This is a genomic window from Kaistia algarum, assembly GCF_026343945.1.
GTDB lineage: Bacteria > Pseudomonadota > Alphaproteobacteria > Rhizobiales > Kaistiaceae > Kaistia > Kaistia algarum.
Genome location: NZ_JAPKNJ010000001.1, coordinates 2,339,236 through 2,356,065, shown reverse-complemented (window position 1 = coordinate 2,356,065; position 16,830 = coordinate 2,339,236). Strand labels below are relative to the sequence as shown.

The window sequence follows — 16,830 nt, the reverse complement described above, 5'->3', positions numbered from 1 at the left end:
GCGCCGGCGGCAAGAACGAGGGCTAGAGGCGATGGCGCTGGGCGCGGGATCCGGTCAGGGGCGGCTCGTCCGCTACGCGGTCGGATCGGCGTGGCGTGGCTCTCGCTATGCCTTTCATGCCGGCCTTCTCTATCGCTGGCGCTATTTCGGCCAGGTGCCCGAGCGCCTGCTGATCGCGCCGACGGATCTTCGCACCGCCGACCCGACCATCGCCCACGACATCTATGCCGGACGCTTCGTCTTTGCCGGCGAGGTGGTCGACGTATCCGGATTCTCGGTCTTCGAAATCGAAGCGCCCTCAAGGGCATGGGCGGCCGGTCTGCACGGCTTCGGCTGGCTGCGGCATCTGCGCGCCTCCGATCTTACCGTCTCGCGCTCCAACGCGAGGGCGCTCGTCGACGAATGGATTCGCTTCCAGAGAAGCCACGATCCGGTCGCCCGCGACCCCGAGGTGATAGCTCGCCGGGTGATATCCTGGCTAGCCCAGACCCCGCTCGTTCTCGACGGTTGCGACCACGGCTTCTATCGTCGCTTCATGCGCTCGCTGACGCGGCAAGTCCGGTTGCTGCGGCGCGTCGCCCGTGACGTGCGGCCCGGCTTGCCACGACTGCGGGTCGCCATGGCGCTGGCCGCTGCCAGCCTTTCCCTGTCCGACCAGACCCGCTTTGCACGACAGGCCTCCCGTTTCATCGATCAGGAACTCGCGCGCCAGATCCTGCCGGATGGTGGTCATGTCGATCGCAATCCGGGCACGGTACTCGAGGTGCTCGTCGATCTGCTGCCGCTGCGTCAGGCTTTCACCGCGCGCGGCCTGCAGCCGACGCCGCCGCTGCTTGGCGCGATCGACCGGATGATGCCGATGCTGCGCTTCTTCCGGCATGGCGACGGCTCCTTTGCGAAGTTCAACGGCATGGGCGAGACCCAGCTCGGGCTTCTCGCAACGGTCCTCGCCTATGACGACGCGCGCGGCGCCCCGGTCCGGAACGCCCCCTATGCCGGCTATCAGCGGCTCGATGCCGGCGAGACGGTGGTGATCGTCGACACCGGACCACCGCCTCAGCCCGTGCTGTCGGCAAACGCCCATGCGGGCTGCCTCGCCTTCGAGATGAGTGCGTCACGCCAGCCGATCATCGTCAATTGCGGCGTGCCGGCACCGGGCGCCACGGCGCTCCGCCGCCTCGCCCGCACAACGGCCGCGCATTCGACGGCAACGCTCAACGATTCGTCGTCCTGCCGCTTCCTCACCGGAGGCTATCTCGCCGACCGCCTCGGCGAAGTCATCCTCTCTGGCCCGACCCGCGTTTCCCTGGCGCGGCAGGAAGAGCGCGGCGAAACGGTCATCACCGCCTCGCATGACGGCTACGTCTCGCGCTACGGCATCCTGCACACGCGGCGACTGTCCCTTTCGCGCTATGGCGACCGCATATCCGGCAGCGACAGCTTCACGTCTCCGAGCGGCGGAACGATCGCCAAGGGCGGTCGCGATTCCTTCGCCATCCGTTTCCACCTGCATTCCGCCGTCAAGGCCAGCCGGATCAAGAGCGGACACGGCGTATTGCTCGCGCTGCCCGACGGGTCAGCCTGGGAATTCGAGACAGACGGAGCAGAGGTCGCGATCGAGGAGAGCATTCGCCTTTCTGACATACGCGGCAGTCGCCGGGCTGAGCAGATCGTCATCCACGGCAGGGCTCTGCGGCAGGCGCAGGTGAAGTGGCAGTTCCGTCGCGTCGTGGAACCGGGCGGTCGTCGCCGCGCCGATAGCGACGGCATCGACGATCCGTCCTCCGAAGTCTGATCGAAGCCGGCTCAAGGCTGCACGAGACGAGAAAACGTGCTATCGCGCGGGCCTCCCATCGATCCGCTGTTCAAGACAGCCCGCAAGCCTCGAGGATTGAGATGACTGTAGCGCCGCCGAAGGTCCAAGCTCCCGATCTGGTTCCCCTGAAGCGCGCCCTGTTCTCCGTTTCCGATCTCCGCGGCGCCATCGCGCTGGCCGAAGCCCTGCATCGCCGCGACGTCAGCCTGTTCGCGACCGGTTCGACGGCAAAGGCGATCGCAGCGGCGGGTCTTCCGGTGACGAATGTCGCCGACTGGATCGGCTTTCCCGAGATCCTTGGCGGCCGCGTCAAGACGCTGCACCCGAAGATCCATGGCGGTCTGCTGGCCCTTCGCAACGACCCGGTTCATGCGGCTGAAATGCAGGAACACGGCATCGAGCCTTTCGATCTCGTCGTTTCCAACCTCTATCCGTTCGAGGAGACGATCGCCGCGACGGATGACTATGCGACCATAGTCGAGAATATCGACATCGGCGGGCCGGCCATGACACGCGCCGCGGCCAAGAACCACGGCTTCGTCTCGATTCTGGTCGACCCGGACGATTATGGTGATTTCCTCTCGGTCCTGTCGGCCCATGACGGCGCCACGACGCTGGAAGCCCGCAAGCGCTGGGCGGCCAAGGCTTTCGCCCGCACGGCCGCCTATGACGCCGCTGTGTCCAACTGGTTTGCCGGTCGCATCGGCGATACCGCGCCGAAATGGCGCAGCCTCGGTGGAACTCTGCGGGAGGTGCTGCGCTACGGCGAGAATCCGCACCAGAGCGCCGCCTTCTACGCTACGGGTGAGAACCGCCCCGGCGTCGTTACGGCGCAGCAGCTCCAGGGCAAGCAGCTTTCCTATAACAACATAAATGATACCGACGCGGCCTACGAACTGGTTGCCGAATTCGATCCGGCGGCGAGCGCCGCCGTCGCGATCATCAAGCACGCCAATCCCAGCGGCGTCGCCACCGGTTCATCGCTTGTGGAGGCCTATCGGCGGGCTCTGGCCTGTGATCCCGTCTCCGCCTTTGGCGGCGTCGTCGCGCTCAACCGCACGCTCGATGCCGAAGCGGCCCGCGATATCGTCGAGATCTTCACCGAGGTGATCATCGCCCCCGACGCAAGCGAGGAAGCGATCGCTATCGTCGCGGCCAAGAAGAACCTCCGCCTGCTGGTCGCCGGCGCGCTTCCCGACCCGGCGAAACCGGGCCTTTCGCTCCGCACCGTCGCCGGCGGTTTCCTGGCGCAGGACCGCGACGCCGGCCGCGTGGGACGCGACGATATCCGCGTCGTCACGAAGCGCGCGCCGACCGAGGCTGAGCTGGCGGATCTCCTGTTCGCCTTCCGCATCGCCAAGCACGTCAAGTCGAACGCCATCGTCTATGCCAAGGATGGGGCGACGGTCGGCATCGGCGCAGGGCAGATGAGCCGCGTGGATTCCTCAACCATCGCCGCCAAGAAGGCAGCGGACGCTGCTCGGGCGGCTGGCCTTTCCGAGAGCCTCGCAATCGGTTCCGTCGTCGCCTCCGACGCCTTCTTTCCCTTCGCCGACGGCCTGCTTGCCGCGGCCGAGGCGGGCGCCACCGCGATCATCCAGCCAGGTGGATCGATTCGCGACGAAGACGTGATCGCCGCGGCGGATGCCGCAGGCCTCGCCATGGTGTTCACGGGAATGCGTCACTTCCGCCATTGACGCAGGCGCTCGATCGACGATGATCGAGCTTGCCTCCCCTCTTGTCGGGCCTATCAAGAAGGCGAGACAGCGACGAGAGGAATCGCTACAAGGTTTGTCGCCCCGCCGGCCACGTTGTCCTGGGGCATTCACGGGTTATGGCCGATCGCCGATTTGACGATGTGACCTGGTTGTGCCGCAGGGAGAGTTCATGACGGCCGCAGTCAAGACTGTCTTGTTTGTCGACTACGACAGCCTCTATCTCAGCCTACGCGCGCGCGATCCCGGCATGGCCCGTCGCTTCGCCTCACGTCCCGGGGCTTGGATTGAAGCGATTGAATCCGGCCAGCTCATCACCCCGGTCGGCGACACACCCGTCCGCCGCCGTATCTTGATGCGCCGCTGCTATGCCGATCCCAAGCTCCTCGGCAAGGCGCGGCCGGCTTTCGCCAGCCAAGGTTTCCAGATCGTTGATTGCCCGCCCCTGCCGGGCCGGGATCGGAATTCCGCCGAGATCCAGATGGTGCTCGACACCGTCGACGCCCTCGGCCACCAGACGGGCTTCGACGAGTTCATTCTTCTCTCCGCCGACACCGACCTGACGCCGGTGATCTTCCGTCTCCGGTCCTATAATCGTTCGACGACGATCTACTCCTCCGCCATGACGCCGGCCGGCTATCGGGCCATTGCCGACGGCACGATCGAGGAGGCGGCGTTGATCGCCGTGCTCGGGCCGACCGCCGACGCGGAACCGCCGGAAACCGACGAGCCGGATGAAGACGCCCCTGCCGGGCGGCCCGCGGGCGAACGGGACGATCTCGCCTCGTTGGCGCGGCGGATCCATCAGGCGACGAGCGTTCCGCTTTTCACGCCCAAGGTCTTCGCCGAACTGTTCCGAGCGCTGTCGCACGAGATCACCGAGAACGGCTATCATTTTCAGACGACGGCTGAGAACGTCGCGGTGCGCCTTGTGGCCGCGGGCCGCAGCGCAACGCGCCGGCAGGTAGCCTTCGTCGTCAAGGGCCTCGCCCTGAAGGGGCACGTGTTCTCCGTGACCGATACGCCCGAGCGTCTTGCCGAGGTGTTCAAGGAGCAGGTGCTTTATCTCGCCCGCAATGCGGGCATAGAAGTCGACGACGCGGTCGAGATGCAGGTCAAGGCTTGGATTTCTGGGCGCGCCAACACCGCGGAGGTTCCCGCCCTGCCGCCGCCAGCGGCGGTTGCGCCGCCTGTGACTGCCCCGGCAATCCCGATGCCGCCTCCGCAGCCGCAGAGGCCCGCAGCACCCACTTCAACGGCCAAGCTGACGCCGATCCCCTCGCCGCCGCCCATGCCCGCTGCGCCCGAAAGTCCGGCAAAGCCCCGCCCGATCATCCTGCGCGGAACGGAACAGCCGCTGCCGCAGCCGATTCGCCCGATTTCCGTCCGTCCAGCGGCCCCGGCTCCCGAAGCGCCTGCCCCGGCCGTCGCAGCCCCTCGGCACGAGGTCGAGCGCCGGGCACCTCAGCCGGTCGCGCCGCGACCGCAGCCGCAACCGCCGGCAGCCGCCAACGCGGACGAACCTGTGCCTGCGCCGCGCGCCGCGCCTGCGCCGCGCCCCACGGCCCAGCCACCGATCCTCGAAGCAGAAGAGCCCGTGCGTCCGAGAACGCCGATCGGTCCGCCGCGGCCCAGGATCGCGCGCTCGCCGAACCCGCCCGAGGTAGCTCCGCCCAGTCCGCCAGTTCCCGCTTCACCGGCACCGGCACGAAGCGCGGTCGCCACCGTCCGTCCGCCGGCGCGTCGGACCGCGCCGCCGACTGCAGAAGCGGTCGATCGATCTGACAAGGATCCGATCGAGACTTCGATCCTGGCCGCGATCGCGGAAGCGGTCGACGTCTTGGTGGTCGAAGAAGGCGAGGCGAATACCAGCGCACCGGCTTCGAACCAGCTGAGCCCGGAGAAGGCGGTTCCGCAGGCTCCTGAGGCTGCGGCCGACGATGGCGACATCGGCGACGAGATCCAGCGGATTCTCGCCGCCTACAGCCAGAACCGGAAGCCCTCCGGCAAATAGCCGGAGGCGCTTCGCCCGCGTTCAGCCATTGGCGATATATTGGCCGCCATTGATGGTGAGGACCGAGCCGGTCATGAACCCGCTCGCGTCCGAGGCGAGATAGGCGACGAGCGCGGCGATCTCCGCAGCCTGGCCAAGACGCCCGACCGGGATCTGGGCGATGATGCCTTCCAGGACCTTCTCCGGGACGGCGGCGACCATCTCGGTGTCGATATAGCCGGGGCAGATGCAGTTGACCGTGACGCCCTTGCGCGCATTCTCGAGCGCCAGCGCCTTGGTGAAGCCAATGACACCGGCTTTGGCGGCCGAATAGTTGACCTGGCCGAGCTGGCCCTTCTGGCCGTTGATCGACGAGATGTTGATGATGCGGCCGAAGCTGCGATCCCGCATCCCCTCGATGACCGGCCGGGTCATGGCGAACATCGAGCCGAGATTGGTGCTGATGACGCTCGACCAGGCGTCATAATCCATCTTGTGGAACCAGCCGTCGCGGGTGATGCCGGCATTGTTGACCAGCACCTCTACCGGTCCGACCGCGGCCGCGACCTCGGCCACGCCCTTGGCGCTCGCCTCAGGATCGCTCACGTCCCACCGGAACGTCTCGATCCCCGTCTCGGCGCGGAAAGCCTCGGCCTTCTCGACATTGCCGTGATAGGTCGCCGCGACCGTGTGGCCGGCTGACTTCAACCCGATGGCGATCGCCGCACCGATGCCGCGCGTGCCGCCCGTTACGAGGGCCACTCTTCCCATGGCGTCCTTGCTCCCCTTGGAATGGCCGGTTTAATTCCAGCCGATTTCACGATTGTCGTTCAGCGCTCGACGGTCATCGCAATGCCCATGCCGCCGCCGATGCAGAGCGTCGCCAAGCCCTTCTTCGCATCGCGCCGCGCCATCTCATGCAACAAGGTCACCAGGATGCGGGCGCCCGAAGCGCCGATCGGATGGCCGATGGCGATTGCGCCGCCATTGACGTTGACCTTGGCGGTATCCCAGCCGAGACCCTTGTTCACCGCGCAGGCCTGAGCGGCGAAAGCCTCGTTTGCCTCGACGAGATCAAGATCGTCGGCCGACCATCCCGCCTTCAGAAGCGCCTTCTTCGAAGCCGGGATCGGGCCGGTGCCCATCAAGGCCGGATCGACGCCGGCCGTCGCCCAGGAGGCGATCCGGGCGAGCGGCGTGACGCCGCGCCGCGCCGCTTCCGCCGCTGTCATCAGTACAACAGCGGCCGCGCCGTCGTTAAGCCCCGACGCATTGGCCGCCGTCACCGAGCCATCCTTGGCGAAGGCCGGACGCAGCTTGGCAACGGCCTCCAGCGTGGTGCCGGCGCGGATATGCTCGTCATTCTCGACGACGATGTCCCCCTTCTTGGACGCGATGGTGAAGGGGATGATCTCGTCCTTGAACCGGCCAGCCTTCTGGGCGGCCTCGGCCTTGTTCTGCGAGGCGACGGCGAACTCGTCCTGCTGCTCGCGCGTGATCTGAAACTCACGCGCGACGTTCTCGGCAGTGACGCCCATATGGTAGCCGTTGAAGGCGTCCCAGAGCCCGTCCTTGATCATGGTGTCGATGAGGTTCAGATCACCGAACTTGGTGCCGGCGCGCATATGGGCGGCATGCGTCGAGAGCGACATGGATTCCTGACCGCCGGCCACGATGACCGAGGCATCGCCCGAGGCGATCTGCTGCATGCCGAGCGCCACGGCGCGAAGGCCCGAGCCACAGACCTGATTAAGGCCCCAGGCTGTCGTCCCGATCGGCAGCCCGGCCCCGATCGAGGCTTGACGCGCTGGATTCTGCCCCTGCGCCGCCGTCAGCACCTGGCCGAGGATGACTTCATCGACCTCGCCGCCCTCCGTCTTGGCTCGCTCCAGGACGGCCTTGATCACGGCAGCGCCGAGCTGGTGGGCTGGCGTCGAGGCGAAGGATCCGTTGAAAGCACCGACCGCCGTCCGTCCGGCACTGGCGATCACGATGTCGTTTTGCTGAGCCATGACCATGTCCTCGATTGGTTGGGCCGCTATCCGGGCTGTTCTCTTCGATCCAAGACAGGCTCCGCCTGCGCTGTCAACCGGAGGCCCGAACGGCCACTGCTGCGTTGCAGCGACCGCGCAGCAAAGCTGCAGCAATGCGCTGCACAAAAGGATGGCGGAGCCCTTCAAAAGCCCCTATCGTTAGCATGGGAGAGGAGACGGTTGCATCTTGGGCGCCGGGTCTTTGGGCACGCAGCGCCGCAACCGACAGTCGACGTCCAGCGTCAGCGTGGGAGCGGGTATGGCTAAGGATCAAGAACCGACGACGATCAAGAAATACGCCAATCGGCGGCTCTACAATACCGGTACCTCCACCTATGTTACGCTGGAGGATCTGGCGACGATGGTGAAGACGGGCGAGGATTTCGTCGTCTTCGACGCCAAGAGCGGTGACGAGATCACCCGCTCCGTACTGACTCAGATCATCTTCGAGCAGGAAAACAAGGGGCACAATCTGCTTCCGATCACCTTCCTGCGCCAGTTGATTCGCTTCTACGGCGATTCGATGCAGAATCTGGTGCCGACCTATCTGGACTTTTCCATCGACAGCCTGACGCGCGATTCCGACAAGCTTCGCGGCCAGATGGCGAACGCCTTCGGCCCGAGCGCCTTCACAGCGATCGAAGAAACGGTACGGCGCAACACCGAGATGTTCGAGCAGGCCATGCGCATGTTCCTGCCCTTCAGCGGTGGCAGGCCCGACGGAACGACTTCCGATCGCGCCGGGCGGCCCGATGCGAAGGTCGAGCCGCGTGCCGAAGGAAAGGCCGAGGCCGAGTTCGATACATTGAAGCGCCAGCTCGACGAGATGCAGAAGAAGATCGAGGCGCTCGCCGGGAAGCCCTGATCGCGGTCAGCAAGGCGGCGGTATCGCCTGGACGCTGTCGAGCGGGAACATCTGCCGTTTATCTAGCCGTTGCAGCGGGCCTTGTTCGTTCCTACCTCCATCAGGGCCCGACATTCCGGGCCTCTCGGACGAGGTTGAAGCGATGTTCGGTGCAAAGCGGGACAAGACCTACGGGGCGGACAGTTTCGCCGAACGCGCGGAGCGCGTGCGGCGTGATCTGTGGCCGACCTTGCGCCGTGCCGCCGCTCACGTCCCCTTTTCCGAAGATGTGGTCGCGGCCTATTTCTGCGCCCTGGATCCCAAGACGCCCTTTCGCGTCCGCGCCACAATCATGGGGGCGTTGGCGTATTTCGTATTGCCTGTAGACGTGATCCCAGATTTTCTGGTCGGCATCGGCTTTGCCGACGATGCCACCGTACTGATGACCGCGCTTTCCATGCTCGGCGCTCATCTGACCCCGGTCCATCGCGAAGCGGCGCGCCGCGCGCTCGCGAAGAAAGCGCCCGGCGAAACCATCTGATCGCAACCGATCCACGATCGGACAAGCTCGGGCCATAGTCTTGCCCCAACCTACCTTCAAATCACGGTACCGAGCTTAATCAGCTTGACGATGACGGCTTGGTTCACGGAATGTTAATGTGACCCCGCCAATTTGAAATTCGTTCGGAAGGCTGGCGGTTTCCTCGCCGTTCGGCGAGCTGAAACGTGGGTGAGAGGATAATGAACGCAATCAGGATCGCGACAATCGCGCTGGTAGTCGGCTTCGCCGGCATCGCGCACGCCCAGACCCCGAATCGCGTCGGCACCTTCAAGGATTGGAGCGCCTATGCCTATTCGGACAAGCGGGGCAAGGTCTGCTACGCCGCCTCGCAACCCAAGACGCAGAAGCCGGATGGCGTCAACCGGGACCCGTCCTATTTCATGATCACGGCGCGGCCGACCGAGAATGTGCGGAGCGAGGTCTCCGTCATCATCGGTTACCGCTTCAAGGAAGGCTCCAAGGTGACCGTCGATATTGACGGGCAGAAATTCGCCATGTTCACCAAGGAAGACGGCGCCTGGATCGAAAATGCGGCCGAAGAGACCGCGATGATTGAGGCGATGAAGAAAGGCCACGCCATGAGCGTGAACGGAACGTCCAGCCGTGGGACGGTAACGACGGACAGCTACTCCCTCTCCGGCATCTCGGCGTCGCTCGATGCCATGGGCAAGAGCTGCAAGTAAACCTTTGGGCGGGGCGCGGCCAGAGATAGGTCGCGGCCCCTGGCCGATTGCAATAGCGCGTTTGCGCCTTTCCGCATGACGGGAAGGTCTATCCGACAGGCGGAGAACGCGGCAGCACCAGACCGAAGCGCGAGCCACCGCCGGGCCGGTTTTGAATAACGACGCGCCCGCCATGGGCGTCGACGATCTCCCGGACGATGGCGAGCCCCAGACCAGTACCGCCCGTGTCCCGCCCGCGCGAGGTTTCGAGTCGCTCGAAGGGCTCCAGGATCCGCTCGCGCTCCCTCTCCGGTATGCCAGGGCCCCGGTCGTCAACCCAGACCGCCACCTCCCCCTCCCGACATTCGATGGAGAGTTCCGCCGAGCCACCATAGAGGATCGCGTTGTCGACGAGATTTCCGATCGCCCGCCCGATGGAAAGGCGCGACGCCGAAAGGAAGATGGGGTCCTGCGGCCGCGCGAAGGCCGCGCTCGCGCCAAGCTCCGCTCTGGGCAGGCACACCTCGTCGACGAGTAACGCCAGATCGAACATCGTGCGATCGTCGCGGCTGCGCGTCGCCTTGGCATAGAACAGTGCCTCCTCGACCAGCGCCTGCATGTCCTCGACGTCGCGCTCCGCCCGCTCGCGTATGCGATCCTCGGATATCATGGCAACGCGGAGACGCAGCCGCGTCAGATGGGTGCGCAGATCGTGCGCGATCGCAGCCACGACAAAGGTCCGGCCGTGCACCAGCCCTGCTATACGCGCCTGCATGCCATTGAAGGCGCGAACCAGCGCCCGCATCTCGGGCGCGCCCGTCTCGGGCAACGCCTCGGCCTCCATGCCCTGTCCGAAGCGCTCCACCGCGACGGCGAGGCGAGCCAGCGGGCGCGTCTCGCGCAGGATCGCGAACCCGGCCAGCAGCGCGATAGCAAAGCCGAGCAGGCTGGCGATGAAGCCGGCGGGCAGGCCGAACAGGCGGACACTAAGGCCGTCGGTCGGGCGCACGTGAAGGCTACGTTCCCCCGAGAGCCCGATGATGATCTCGACCGGATCGCGCGCAAAAAGCCCGCCCCACCGGCGGCGGATCGATGCATCGCCGGTGGAAGCCCCATCCGAACTCACGAGAACGGCGCGCGCGTCTCCTTGGGGCAGATTGCGCCGGATCGCCCGCTCCAGCCAGGCAAGCCGCCGCGCCTCGATCTGGATCGGGACGGGCTCATCGACGATGGAGACGGATAGGCTCGGACCGTTGAGCGCACGCAGCAGCAGCTGGGCTTCCTCGCCGGCCGGCTTGTCCATGAGGATGGCGAGCGCCGCCACCTGATCCGGCAGCGGCGCCCGGAAGCCCGATGCCGTCGTCGCGTCCCGCTGGACGAAATAGACGACCGATGAGACGATCTGGAGCGCGATCAGCGCAAGGATCAGGACAAGCGTGATGCGCCAGGCGAGGCTGAGGCGCAGCACGGTTCAGACCTCCCTCGCTTCGCCGGCGAAGAGATAGCCGCCATTGCGAACCGTGGTGATCAGCGTCTCCGCCTCCGGGCTGGCGTCGATGAGCTTGCGCCGCAGCCGACTGACCGAGACGTCGATGGTGCGATCGAACGGATCCGCCATGCGGCCGCGCGTCCAGTCGAGCAATTGGTCGCGCGAGAGCACGCGGCGAGGGTGTTCGACGAAGCAGGCCAGGAGATCGAACTCAGCCGCCGTGATCGCTATCCGCCGTCCGTCCGCCTCGAGGCTGCGCGTATCGAGATCGACCACGAAAGCACCGAAGCGCCGCCGTCGACGCGGTGCCGATTCGGCCGGCAGGGGTTCGGCGCGGCGCAGGATCGCGCGGATCCGTGCCAGCAATTCGCGCGGGTTGAACGGCTTGCCGATATAGTCGTCGGCGCCGAGCTCAAGGCCGACGATGCGGTCCACATCATCGTCCTTTGCGGTCAGGATGATGATCGGAACCCGGCTGCGCGCCCGCAGGCGCCGGCAGATCGAAAGCCCGCCCTCGCCCGGAAGCATCAAATCCAGGATGACGAGGTCTGGCTCGACCCGGCGCAGCACGGTGTCCATCGCGACGCCCGAGACGGCGAGTTCGATACGGAAGCCCTCGCGGCCAAGAAACTCCGAAAGGAGAGCGCCGATCTCGCGATCATCCTCGACCACGAGAAGAACGGGCGTCTTGAACATCGTTTCCATGGGGCGAAGCTGCCTCTTCTCGAATGACGCCGCAACGTCGAGGAGGCCATCGTTACAAAACTTTACAGGAAGACCCGATCCGGCAAACCTCGCGCAAACTGCGGCGCCGATCCTGGACACGTCGAACCGATCCCTCGACAGCCAAGGAGAAAAGACGATGAAGACTTCCGCTTCCCGTATGGTTCTCGCTGCCGCCCTCGCCGCGGCGTCCGTCTTCGCCGCGATGACCCCGGCCTCGGCCTGGACCCGGAACTCGGTCGTGACCACGCCGCGCGGCACCTATACGGGTTCCGGCTCCGGCCAATGCACCTATGGCTCGGGTTGCCAGCGCAATAGCGCCTGGACCGGCCCCAATGGCGGCACCGTGAACCATCAGGGATATGCTTATGGCACCGGCAACGGCTCGATCAACTATGGCGGCTCGACCACGGGCCCGAACGGCGGCACGGTTTCGCGCAGCGGCACCCTCACCCGCTACTGACCATGCGGCAGGGCGACGTCGGCATCGGCGGTACCGGGCTCGCCCCTGAAGCCGACCGGAAATTCGCCGACTGATTGACAATTCCGCGGTTTTTGCTTATCAGCCGCGGAATTATCGCGAAGAGGTTTCCTCCGAGCCACTGACCGGAACGAGATTCCGGAGGTCCACGTCCGCCAGCGCGTTGCGCCCGCGGGCGCCGATCTTATTTGCGTGGTGGCGGGTCGGTGGCGATCCTTTGAAGCAAGCGAGTCCGATGTTCGATTCTCTTTCCGAACGCCTTTCCGGCATTTTCGACAAGCTCACCCGCCGCGGTGCGCTTTCGGAGAACGACGTCAACGAGGCGATGCGCGAGGTGCGCCGCGCTCTGATCGAGGCGGACGTCGCGCTCGACGTGGTGCGCTCGTTCACCGACAAGGTTCGCAGCCGAGCCGTCGGCGCCGAGGTCATCCGCTCGGTGACGCCCGGCCAGATGGTCGTCAAGATCGTCCATGACCAGCTCGTCGAGATGCTGGGCTCCGAGGCCGAGACGATCGATCTGAACGCGCCGGCGCCGGTTCCGATCATGATGGTCGGCCTGCAGGGCTCGGGCAAGACGACGACCAGCGCCAAGATCGCGCGCCGCCTGACGCAGCAACAGAAGCTGAAAGTCCTGATGGCCTCGCTCGACGTGCGCCGTCCGGCCGCGCAGGAGCAGCTTCGCGTCCTCGGCGAGCAGAACGGCATCGACACGCTGCCCATCGTCATGGGCCAGTCGCCAACCGATATTGCGACACGCGCGCTGCAGGCCGCGCGCCTCGGCGGCTATGACGTCGTCATCCTCGACACCGCCGGTCGCACGCATATCGACGAGCCGCTCATGGTCGAGATGGCCGACATCAAGGCCATCGCCAAGCCGCACGAGATCCTGCTCGTTGCCGATAGCCTGACAGGCCAGGACGCCGTCAATCTCGCCCGCTCCTTCGACGAGCGCGTCGGCATCACCGGCATCGTGCTGACGCGCACCGACGGCGATGGCCGCGGCGGCGCCGCGCTGTCGATGCGCGCCGTCACCGGCAAGCCGATCAAGCTGCTCGGCACCGGCGAGAAGGCCGATGCGCTGGAGGATTTCCATCCCGGCCGCATCGCCAACCGCATCCTCGGCATGGGCGACATCGTCTCGCTCGTCGAGAAGGCGGCGCAGAACATCGACATGGAGCAGGCGAAGAAGGCCGCGGAGAAGATGCGAAAGGGCATCTTCGACCTCGACGACCTCGCCGACCAGCTCCGCCAGATGGAAAAGATCGGCGGCATGTCGGGCATGCTCGGCATGATGCCCGGCGTCGGCAAGATCAAGAAGCAGATGGAAGGCGCCAATCTCGACGATGGCATGCTGAAGCGCCAGGTCGCGATCATCTCGTCGATGACGAAGGCCGAGCGCCGCAATCCGGACCTGCTCAAGGCAAGCCGCAAGAAGCGGGTGGCGGCCGGCTCCGGCACCAAGGTCGAGGAAATCAACCGCCTGCTCAAGATGCACCGCCAGATGGCCGACATGATGAAGGCCATGGGTAAGCAGAAGGGCGGCGGCGTGCTCGGCAAGATGATGGGCGCGCTCGGCGGTGGCGGCATGGGCGGCATGCCCAATGTCGATCCGGCCGAACTTGAAAAGCTCGCCAAGCAGATGGGCGGCGGCGCCGGCGGATTGCCGCCCGGCCTCTCCCAGGGTCTCTCGCAGGGATTGGGCAGGGGTCTGCCCGGTCTCGGCGGCCCGAAGCTCCCCGGCCTCGGCGGCGGTTTCCCCGGATTCCCGGGAAAGAAGAAATAGGCGCCATAGCGCCAGTCACAATTCAGTTTCGTTCGAAAGGAAGAAGAAAATGTCCCTCAAGATCCGTCTCGCCCGCGCTGGCGCCAAGAAGCGTCCGTTCTACCGCATCGTCATCGCCGACGCCCGCGCTCCCCGCGACGGCCGCTTCATCGAGCGTATCGGCTCCTTCGATCCGATGCTGGCCAAGGACCACGCCAACCGCGTCGTTCTCGACGTCGAGCGCGCTAAGCACTGGCTGTCGATGGGTGCGCAGGCGACCGACCGTGTCGAGCGCTTTCTGGACGCCGCCGGTCTCCTGAAGCGCGAAGTGCGCAACAACCCGAAGCAGGCCCTCCCCGGCAAGAAGGCGCAGGAGCGCGCCGCCGAGAAGGCCAAGAAGGCCGAAGCCGCTGCGGCCGCCGTTGCCGAGTAAGGTTCCCCCGCTCCCTCTCCACGGAGAGGGAGCGCCAGGAAGGCTCGGATGACAGGTTCGGAGAAGATCCTCCTCGGCCAGTTCGGCGCCGCGCACGGCATTCGCGGCGAGGTGAAGGTCAACGCCTATACGGAGGATCCGCTCGGCCTTGCCGATTACGGTCCGCTGACGATGGGTGACGGCCGCGTCGTCGAGATCACCAACCTGCGTGCGCAGGGCGAGGCCATCATCGCCCGCGTCAAGGGTATCGGCGACCGGAACGGCGCCGAGACGCTCCGCAATCAAAAGCTCTTCGTCGACCGCGCGCTCCTGCCGGCGCTCGACGAGGAGGATGATTTCTACCATGCCGACCTGATCGGCCTCGAAGCCGAACTCGAAGACGGCACGGCCTTCGGCCGGATCCTCGCCGTGCAGAATTTCGGCGCCGGCGACCTGATCGAGGTCGAACCGGCTGGCGGCGGCCGCTCGTTCTATCTGCCCTTCACCCGTGCCGTCGCACCGGTGGTCGACATAAGGGGCAAGCGGATCGTCATCGTCCCGCCGCCGGAGGTCGAGGCGCGGGAAGAGGGCGGCGAAGGCGAGGCGGAGGAGGCACCGTGAGTTCCAGCGCGCCGTGGCGCGCCACGGTACTCACGCTGTACCCCGACATGTTTCCCGGTCCGCTGGGAACCTCGCTCTCCGGCAAGGCCCTCGCGGAGGGCATCTGGTCGCTGGAAACGCGAGACATCCGCGCCTCGGCGACCTCGCGCCATCGCAATGTTGACGACACGCCGGCTGGCGGCGGGCCGGGTATGGTCATGCGCGCCGACATCGTCGCCGCAGCCATTGATGCCGCCATCCCCGAACCTGACGGGCGCCCACGCCTGCTGATGAGCCCGCGCGGCCGTCCGCTCGACCAGGCGCGGGTGCGCCAGCTGGCCGCCGGCACCGGCGCGCTCGTTCTCTGCGGCCGTTTCGAGGGCGTCGACGAGCGGGTGATCGAGGCGCGCGGGCTCGAGGAGGTCTCGATCGGCGACTACGTCCTCTCCGGCGGCGAGCTGGGCGCCATGGTGCTCCTGGACGCCGTCGTGCGCCTACTGCCCGGCGTCATGGGCGCCAGCACGTCGGGCGATGAGGAGAGCTTCGAGGGCGGCCTGCTCGAATATCCGCATTTCACCCGCCCCCGCGAATGGGAAGGCCGCAGCATTCCCGAGATATTGCTCTCCGGCGACCATGCGGCGATCGCCCGCTGGCGCCGCGCCGAGGCCGAGCGCATTACCCGCGAGCGCCGACCGGACCTCTTCGCCGGCTACGCGCAAAACGCAGGAAATCGGCGCTGAACGGCCACTCCGGCTTGACAGAAACGGCTCTACCCGTATAAGAGCGGCCGATCACGGCTCGCCATAGCGGCTCAGCCGTTTTTCATGTTGAAACCTGACTGAAAGAAGCCGGCCCTTTGAGGCTGAGCTGAACAACGGAAAGAACAATGTTCGCAGTCATCAAAACGGGCGGCAAGCAGTATCGCGTTGCCGCCAATGACGAGCTCAAGGTCGAGCTGCTCACCGGCGAAGCCGGCGACACCGTGACCTTCGATGAAGTGCTGCTGGTCGGCGGCGAAGACGGCACTACCGTCGGCGCTCCGCTGGTTGCAGGCGCAACGGTCACCGGCGAGATCGTCGACCAGATGCGCACGCGCAAGATCCTTGTGTTCAAGAAGCGTCGGCGCCAGAATTCGAAGCGCAGCCGCGGCCACCGTCAGCATCTGACCGTCGTCAAGATCACCGGGATCTCGGCGGGCGCCTGAGCGGCGGCCAACGCCTCGCCTTCGGGCGCGGCTTGAGACGAACGCCGCAGGGCGTCACATTGGAACAGGGCTCCGCCGCGATCCGCGTGCGTGAGCCGGGAACGGCCGCCCGATTGGGCAGCGGTCCCGAGCGGAACTGGAGTTGAGATCATGGCACACAAGAAGGCAGGCGGCTCTTCGCGCAACGGCCGCGACTCCGCGGGTCGTCGCCTCGGCGTCAAGAAGTTCGGCGGCGAAGCCGTCATTTCCGGCAACATCATCATTCGTCAGCGCGGGACGCAGTGGCATCCCGGCACCGGCGTTGGCATCGGCAAGGATCACACGATCTTCGCCGTCGAGGACGGGCATGTCGCGTTCCGTCGCAAAGCCAATGGCCGCACCTACGTATCCGTCGCCCCGGCGGTGATGGAGGCTGCAGAATAACCGGTCATTCCTTAGGAACGCCGGTGTCGCATCGACCCGGCCGAACCTGACGGTCCGAAAGACGGGGAGATGGGACGCCATCTCCCCTTTTCTTTTTGGCCCGACGGGAGG

At 66.0% G+C, this 16,830-nt stretch carries 17 protein-coding genes; 13 read left to right on the top strand and 4 right to left on the bottom strand.

Annotation, left to right across the window (positions count from 1 at the left end; all coding sequences use genetic code 11):
- Positions 1–31: 31 nt before the first annotated feature.
- From OSH05_RS11340 to OSH05_RS11330, 3 genes are all read left to right on the top strand, one after another.
- On the top strand, positions 32–1,795 hold the full coding sequence (locus tag OSH05_RS11340) for a heparinase II/III family protein (protein ID WP_104221528.1): 1,764 nt from the start codon (positions 32–34) through the stop codon (positions 1,793–1,795).
- Positions 1,796–1,896: 101 nt separating this feature from the next.
- Positions 1,897–3,513, top strand: a complete 1,617-nt coding sequence (purH, locus tag OSH05_RS11335; protein WP_104221529.1) for a bifunctional phosphoribosylaminoimidazolecarboxamide formyltransferase/IMP cyclohydrolase — start codon at positions 1,897–1,899, stop codon at positions 3,511–3,513.
- A 190-nt stretch (positions 3,514–3,703) separates the two neighbouring features.
- Complete coding sequence (locus OSH05_RS11330; protein WP_104221530.1) at positions 3,704–5,545, top strand: NYN domain-containing protein; 1,842 nt, start codon at positions 3,704–3,706, stop codon at positions 5,543–5,545.
- A 21-nt stretch (positions 5,546–5,566) separates the two neighbouring features.
- Here OSH05_RS11330 and phbB read toward each other — a convergent pair whose 3' ends face one another.
- A complete protein-coding gene (phbB, locus tag OSH05_RS11325; RefSeq protein WP_104221531.1) occupies positions 5,567–6,295 on the bottom strand; it encodes an acetoacetyl-CoA reductase in 729 nt (242 codons plus the stop codon).
- A gap of 59 nt (positions 6,296–6,354) precedes the next feature.
- Complete coding sequence (locus OSH05_RS11320; protein WP_104221535.1) at positions 6,355–7,536, bottom strand: acetyl-CoA C-acetyltransferase; 1,182 nt, start codon at positions 7,534–7,536, stop codon at positions 6,355–6,357.
- A gap of 280 nt (positions 7,537–7,816) precedes the next feature.
- Here OSH05_RS11320 and phaR point away from each other — a divergent pair, with 280 nt between their 5' ends.
- The 3 genes from phaR to OSH05_RS11305 all read left to right on the top strand — a co-directional run bounded on the left by phaR (position 7,817) and on the right by OSH05_RS11305 (position 9,646).
- A complete protein-coding gene (phaR, locus tag OSH05_RS11315) occupies positions 7,817–8,422 on the top strand; it encodes a polyhydroxyalkanoate synthesis repressor PhaR (protein ID WP_104221532.1) in 606 nt (201 codons plus the stop codon).
- Positions 8,423–8,564: 142 nt separating this feature from the next.
- Complete coding sequence (locus tag OSH05_RS11310) at positions 8,565–8,942, top strand: YkvA family protein (RefSeq protein WP_104221533.1); 378 nt, start codon at positions 8,565–8,567, stop codon at positions 8,940–8,942.
- A gap of 200 nt (positions 8,943–9,142) precedes the next feature.
- A complete protein-coding gene (locus tag OSH05_RS11305; RefSeq protein ID WP_104221534.1) occupies positions 9,143–9,646 on the top strand; it encodes an invasion associated locus B family protein in 504 nt (167 codons plus the stop codon).
- An 88-nt stretch (positions 9,647–9,734) separates the two neighbouring features.
- Here OSH05_RS11305 and OSH05_RS11300 read toward each other — a convergent pair whose 3' ends face one another.
- Both OSH05_RS11300 and OSH05_RS11295 read right to left on the bottom strand, forming a co-directional pair.
- Positions 9,735–11,093: an ATP-binding protein gene (locus OSH05_RS11300; RefSeq protein ID WP_266352226.1), complete on the bottom strand. Its 1,359-nt coding sequence runs from the start codon at positions 11,091–11,093 to the stop codon at positions 9,735–9,737.
- A gap of 3 nt (positions 11,094–11,096) precedes the next feature.
- The gene (locus OSH05_RS11295; protein ID WP_207778848.1) at positions 11,097–11,819 is read right to left on the bottom strand and encodes a response regulator; all 723 of its coding nucleotides are present in this window, start codon (positions 11,817–11,819) and stop codon (positions 11,097–11,099) included.
- A gap of 157 nt (positions 11,820–11,976) precedes the next feature.
- On the opposite strand from OSH05_RS11295, the gene OSH05_RS11290 reads away from it, so the two are divergent.
- The 7 genes from OSH05_RS11290 to rpmA all read left to right on the top strand — a co-directional run bounded on the left by OSH05_RS11290 (position 11,977) and on the right by rpmA (position 16,719).
- Positions 11,977–12,300, top strand: a complete 324-nt coding sequence (locus tag OSH05_RS11290; protein ID WP_266352224.1) for a hypothetical protein — start codon at positions 11,977–11,979, stop codon at positions 12,298–12,300.
- Between the two features lie 253 nt (positions 12,301–12,553).
- Positions 12,554–14,101, top strand: coding sequence for a signal recognition particle protein (gene ffh / locus OSH05_RS11285; RefSeq protein ID WP_104221668.1), 1,548 nt, complete (start codon positions 12,554–12,556; stop codon positions 14,099–14,101).
- 49 nt (positions 14,102–14,150) lie between these two features.
- Positions 14,151–14,513: a 30S ribosomal protein S16 gene (gene rpsP / locus OSH05_RS11280; RefSeq protein WP_104221669.1), complete on the top strand. Its 363-nt coding sequence runs from the start codon at positions 14,151–14,153 to the stop codon at positions 14,511–14,513.
- Positions 14,514–14,561: 48 nt separating this feature from the next.
- Complete coding sequence (gene rimM / locus OSH05_RS11275; RefSeq protein WP_104221670.1) at positions 14,562–15,113, top strand: ribosome maturation factor RimM; 552 nt, start codon at positions 14,562–14,564, stop codon at positions 15,111–15,113.
- Positions 15,110–15,832 carry a tRNA (guanosine(37)-N1)-methyltransferase TrmD gene (gene trmD, locus OSH05_RS11270; protein ID WP_266352221.1) on the top strand — a complete coding sequence of 241 codons (723 nt, stop codon included), beginning with the start codon at positions 15,110–15,112 and terminating at the stop codon, positions 15,830–15,832. Before rimM ends, trmD begins: the two co-directional genes overlap by 4 nt.
- A gap of 146 nt (positions 15,833–15,978) precedes the next feature.
- A complete protein-coding gene (rplU, locus tag OSH05_RS11265; protein WP_104221671.1) occupies positions 15,979–16,296 on the top strand; it encodes a 50S ribosomal protein L21 in 318 nt (105 codons plus the stop codon).
- Between the two features lie 150 nt (positions 16,297–16,446).
- Entirely contained in the window at positions 16,447–16,719 is a 273-nt protein-coding gene (gene rpmA, locus OSH05_RS11260; RefSeq protein ID WP_104221519.1) for a 50S ribosomal protein L27, read from the top strand.
- The last annotated feature ends 111 nt before the right edge of the window (positions 16,720–16,830 follow it).

Excerpts from the sequence above, each read along its gene's own strand:
- OSH05_RS11340 (WP_104221528.1), top strand. The coding sequence starts at position 32 with ATGGCGCTGGGCGCGGGATCCGGTCAGGGGCGGCTCGTCCGCTACGCG.
- purH (WP_104221529.1), top strand. The coding sequence starts at position 1,897 with ATGACTGTAGCGCCGCCGAAGGTCCAAGCTCCCGATCTGGTTCCCCTG.
- OSH05_RS11330 (WP_104221530.1), top strand. The coding sequence starts at position 3,704 with ATGACGGCCGCAGTCAAGACTGTCTTGTTTGTCGACTACGACAGCCTC.
- phbB (WP_104221531.1), bottom strand. The coding sequence starts at position 6,295 with ATGGGAAGAGTGGCCCTCGTAACGGGCGGCACGCGCGGCATCGGTGCG.
- OSH05_RS11320 (WP_104221535.1), bottom strand. The coding sequence starts at position 7,536 with ATGGCTCAGCAAAACGACATCGTGATCGCCAGTGCCGGACGGACGGCG.
- phaR (WP_104221532.1), top strand. The coding sequence starts at position 7,817 with ATGGCTAAGGATCAAGAACCGACGACGATCAAGAAATACGCCAATCGG.
- OSH05_RS11310 (WP_104221533.1), top strand. The coding sequence starts at position 8,565 with ATGTTCGGTGCAAAGCGGGACAAGACCTACGGGGCGGACAGTTTCGCC.
- OSH05_RS11305 (WP_104221534.1), top strand. The coding sequence starts at position 9,143 with ATGAACGCAATCAGGATCGCGACAATCGCGCTGGTAGTCGGCTTCGCC.
- OSH05_RS11295 (WP_207778848.1), bottom strand. The coding sequence starts at position 11,819 with ATGGAAACGATGTTCAAGACGCCCGTTCTTCTCGTGGTCGAGGATGAT.
- OSH05_RS11290 (WP_266352224.1), top strand. The coding sequence starts at position 11,977 with ATGAAGACTTCCGCTTCCCGTATGGTTCTCGCTGCCGCCCTCGCCGCG.
- ffh (WP_104221668.1), top strand. The coding sequence starts at position 12,554 with ATGTTCGATTCTCTTTCCGAACGCCTTTCCGGCATTTTCGACAAGCTC.
- rpsP (WP_104221669.1), top strand. The coding sequence starts at position 14,151 with ATGTCCCTCAAGATCCGTCTCGCCCGCGCTGGCGCCAAGAAGCGTCCG.
- rimM (WP_104221670.1), top strand. The coding sequence starts at position 14,562 with ATGACAGGTTCGGAGAAGATCCTCCTCGGCCAGTTCGGCGCCGCGCAC.
- rplU (WP_104221671.1), top strand. The coding sequence starts at position 15,979 with ATGTTCGCAGTCATCAAAACGGGCGGCAAGCAGTATCGCGTTGCCGCC.
- rpmA (WP_104221519.1), top strand. The coding sequence starts at position 16,447 with ATGGCACACAAGAAGGCAGGCGGCTCTTCGCGCAACGGCCGCGACTCC.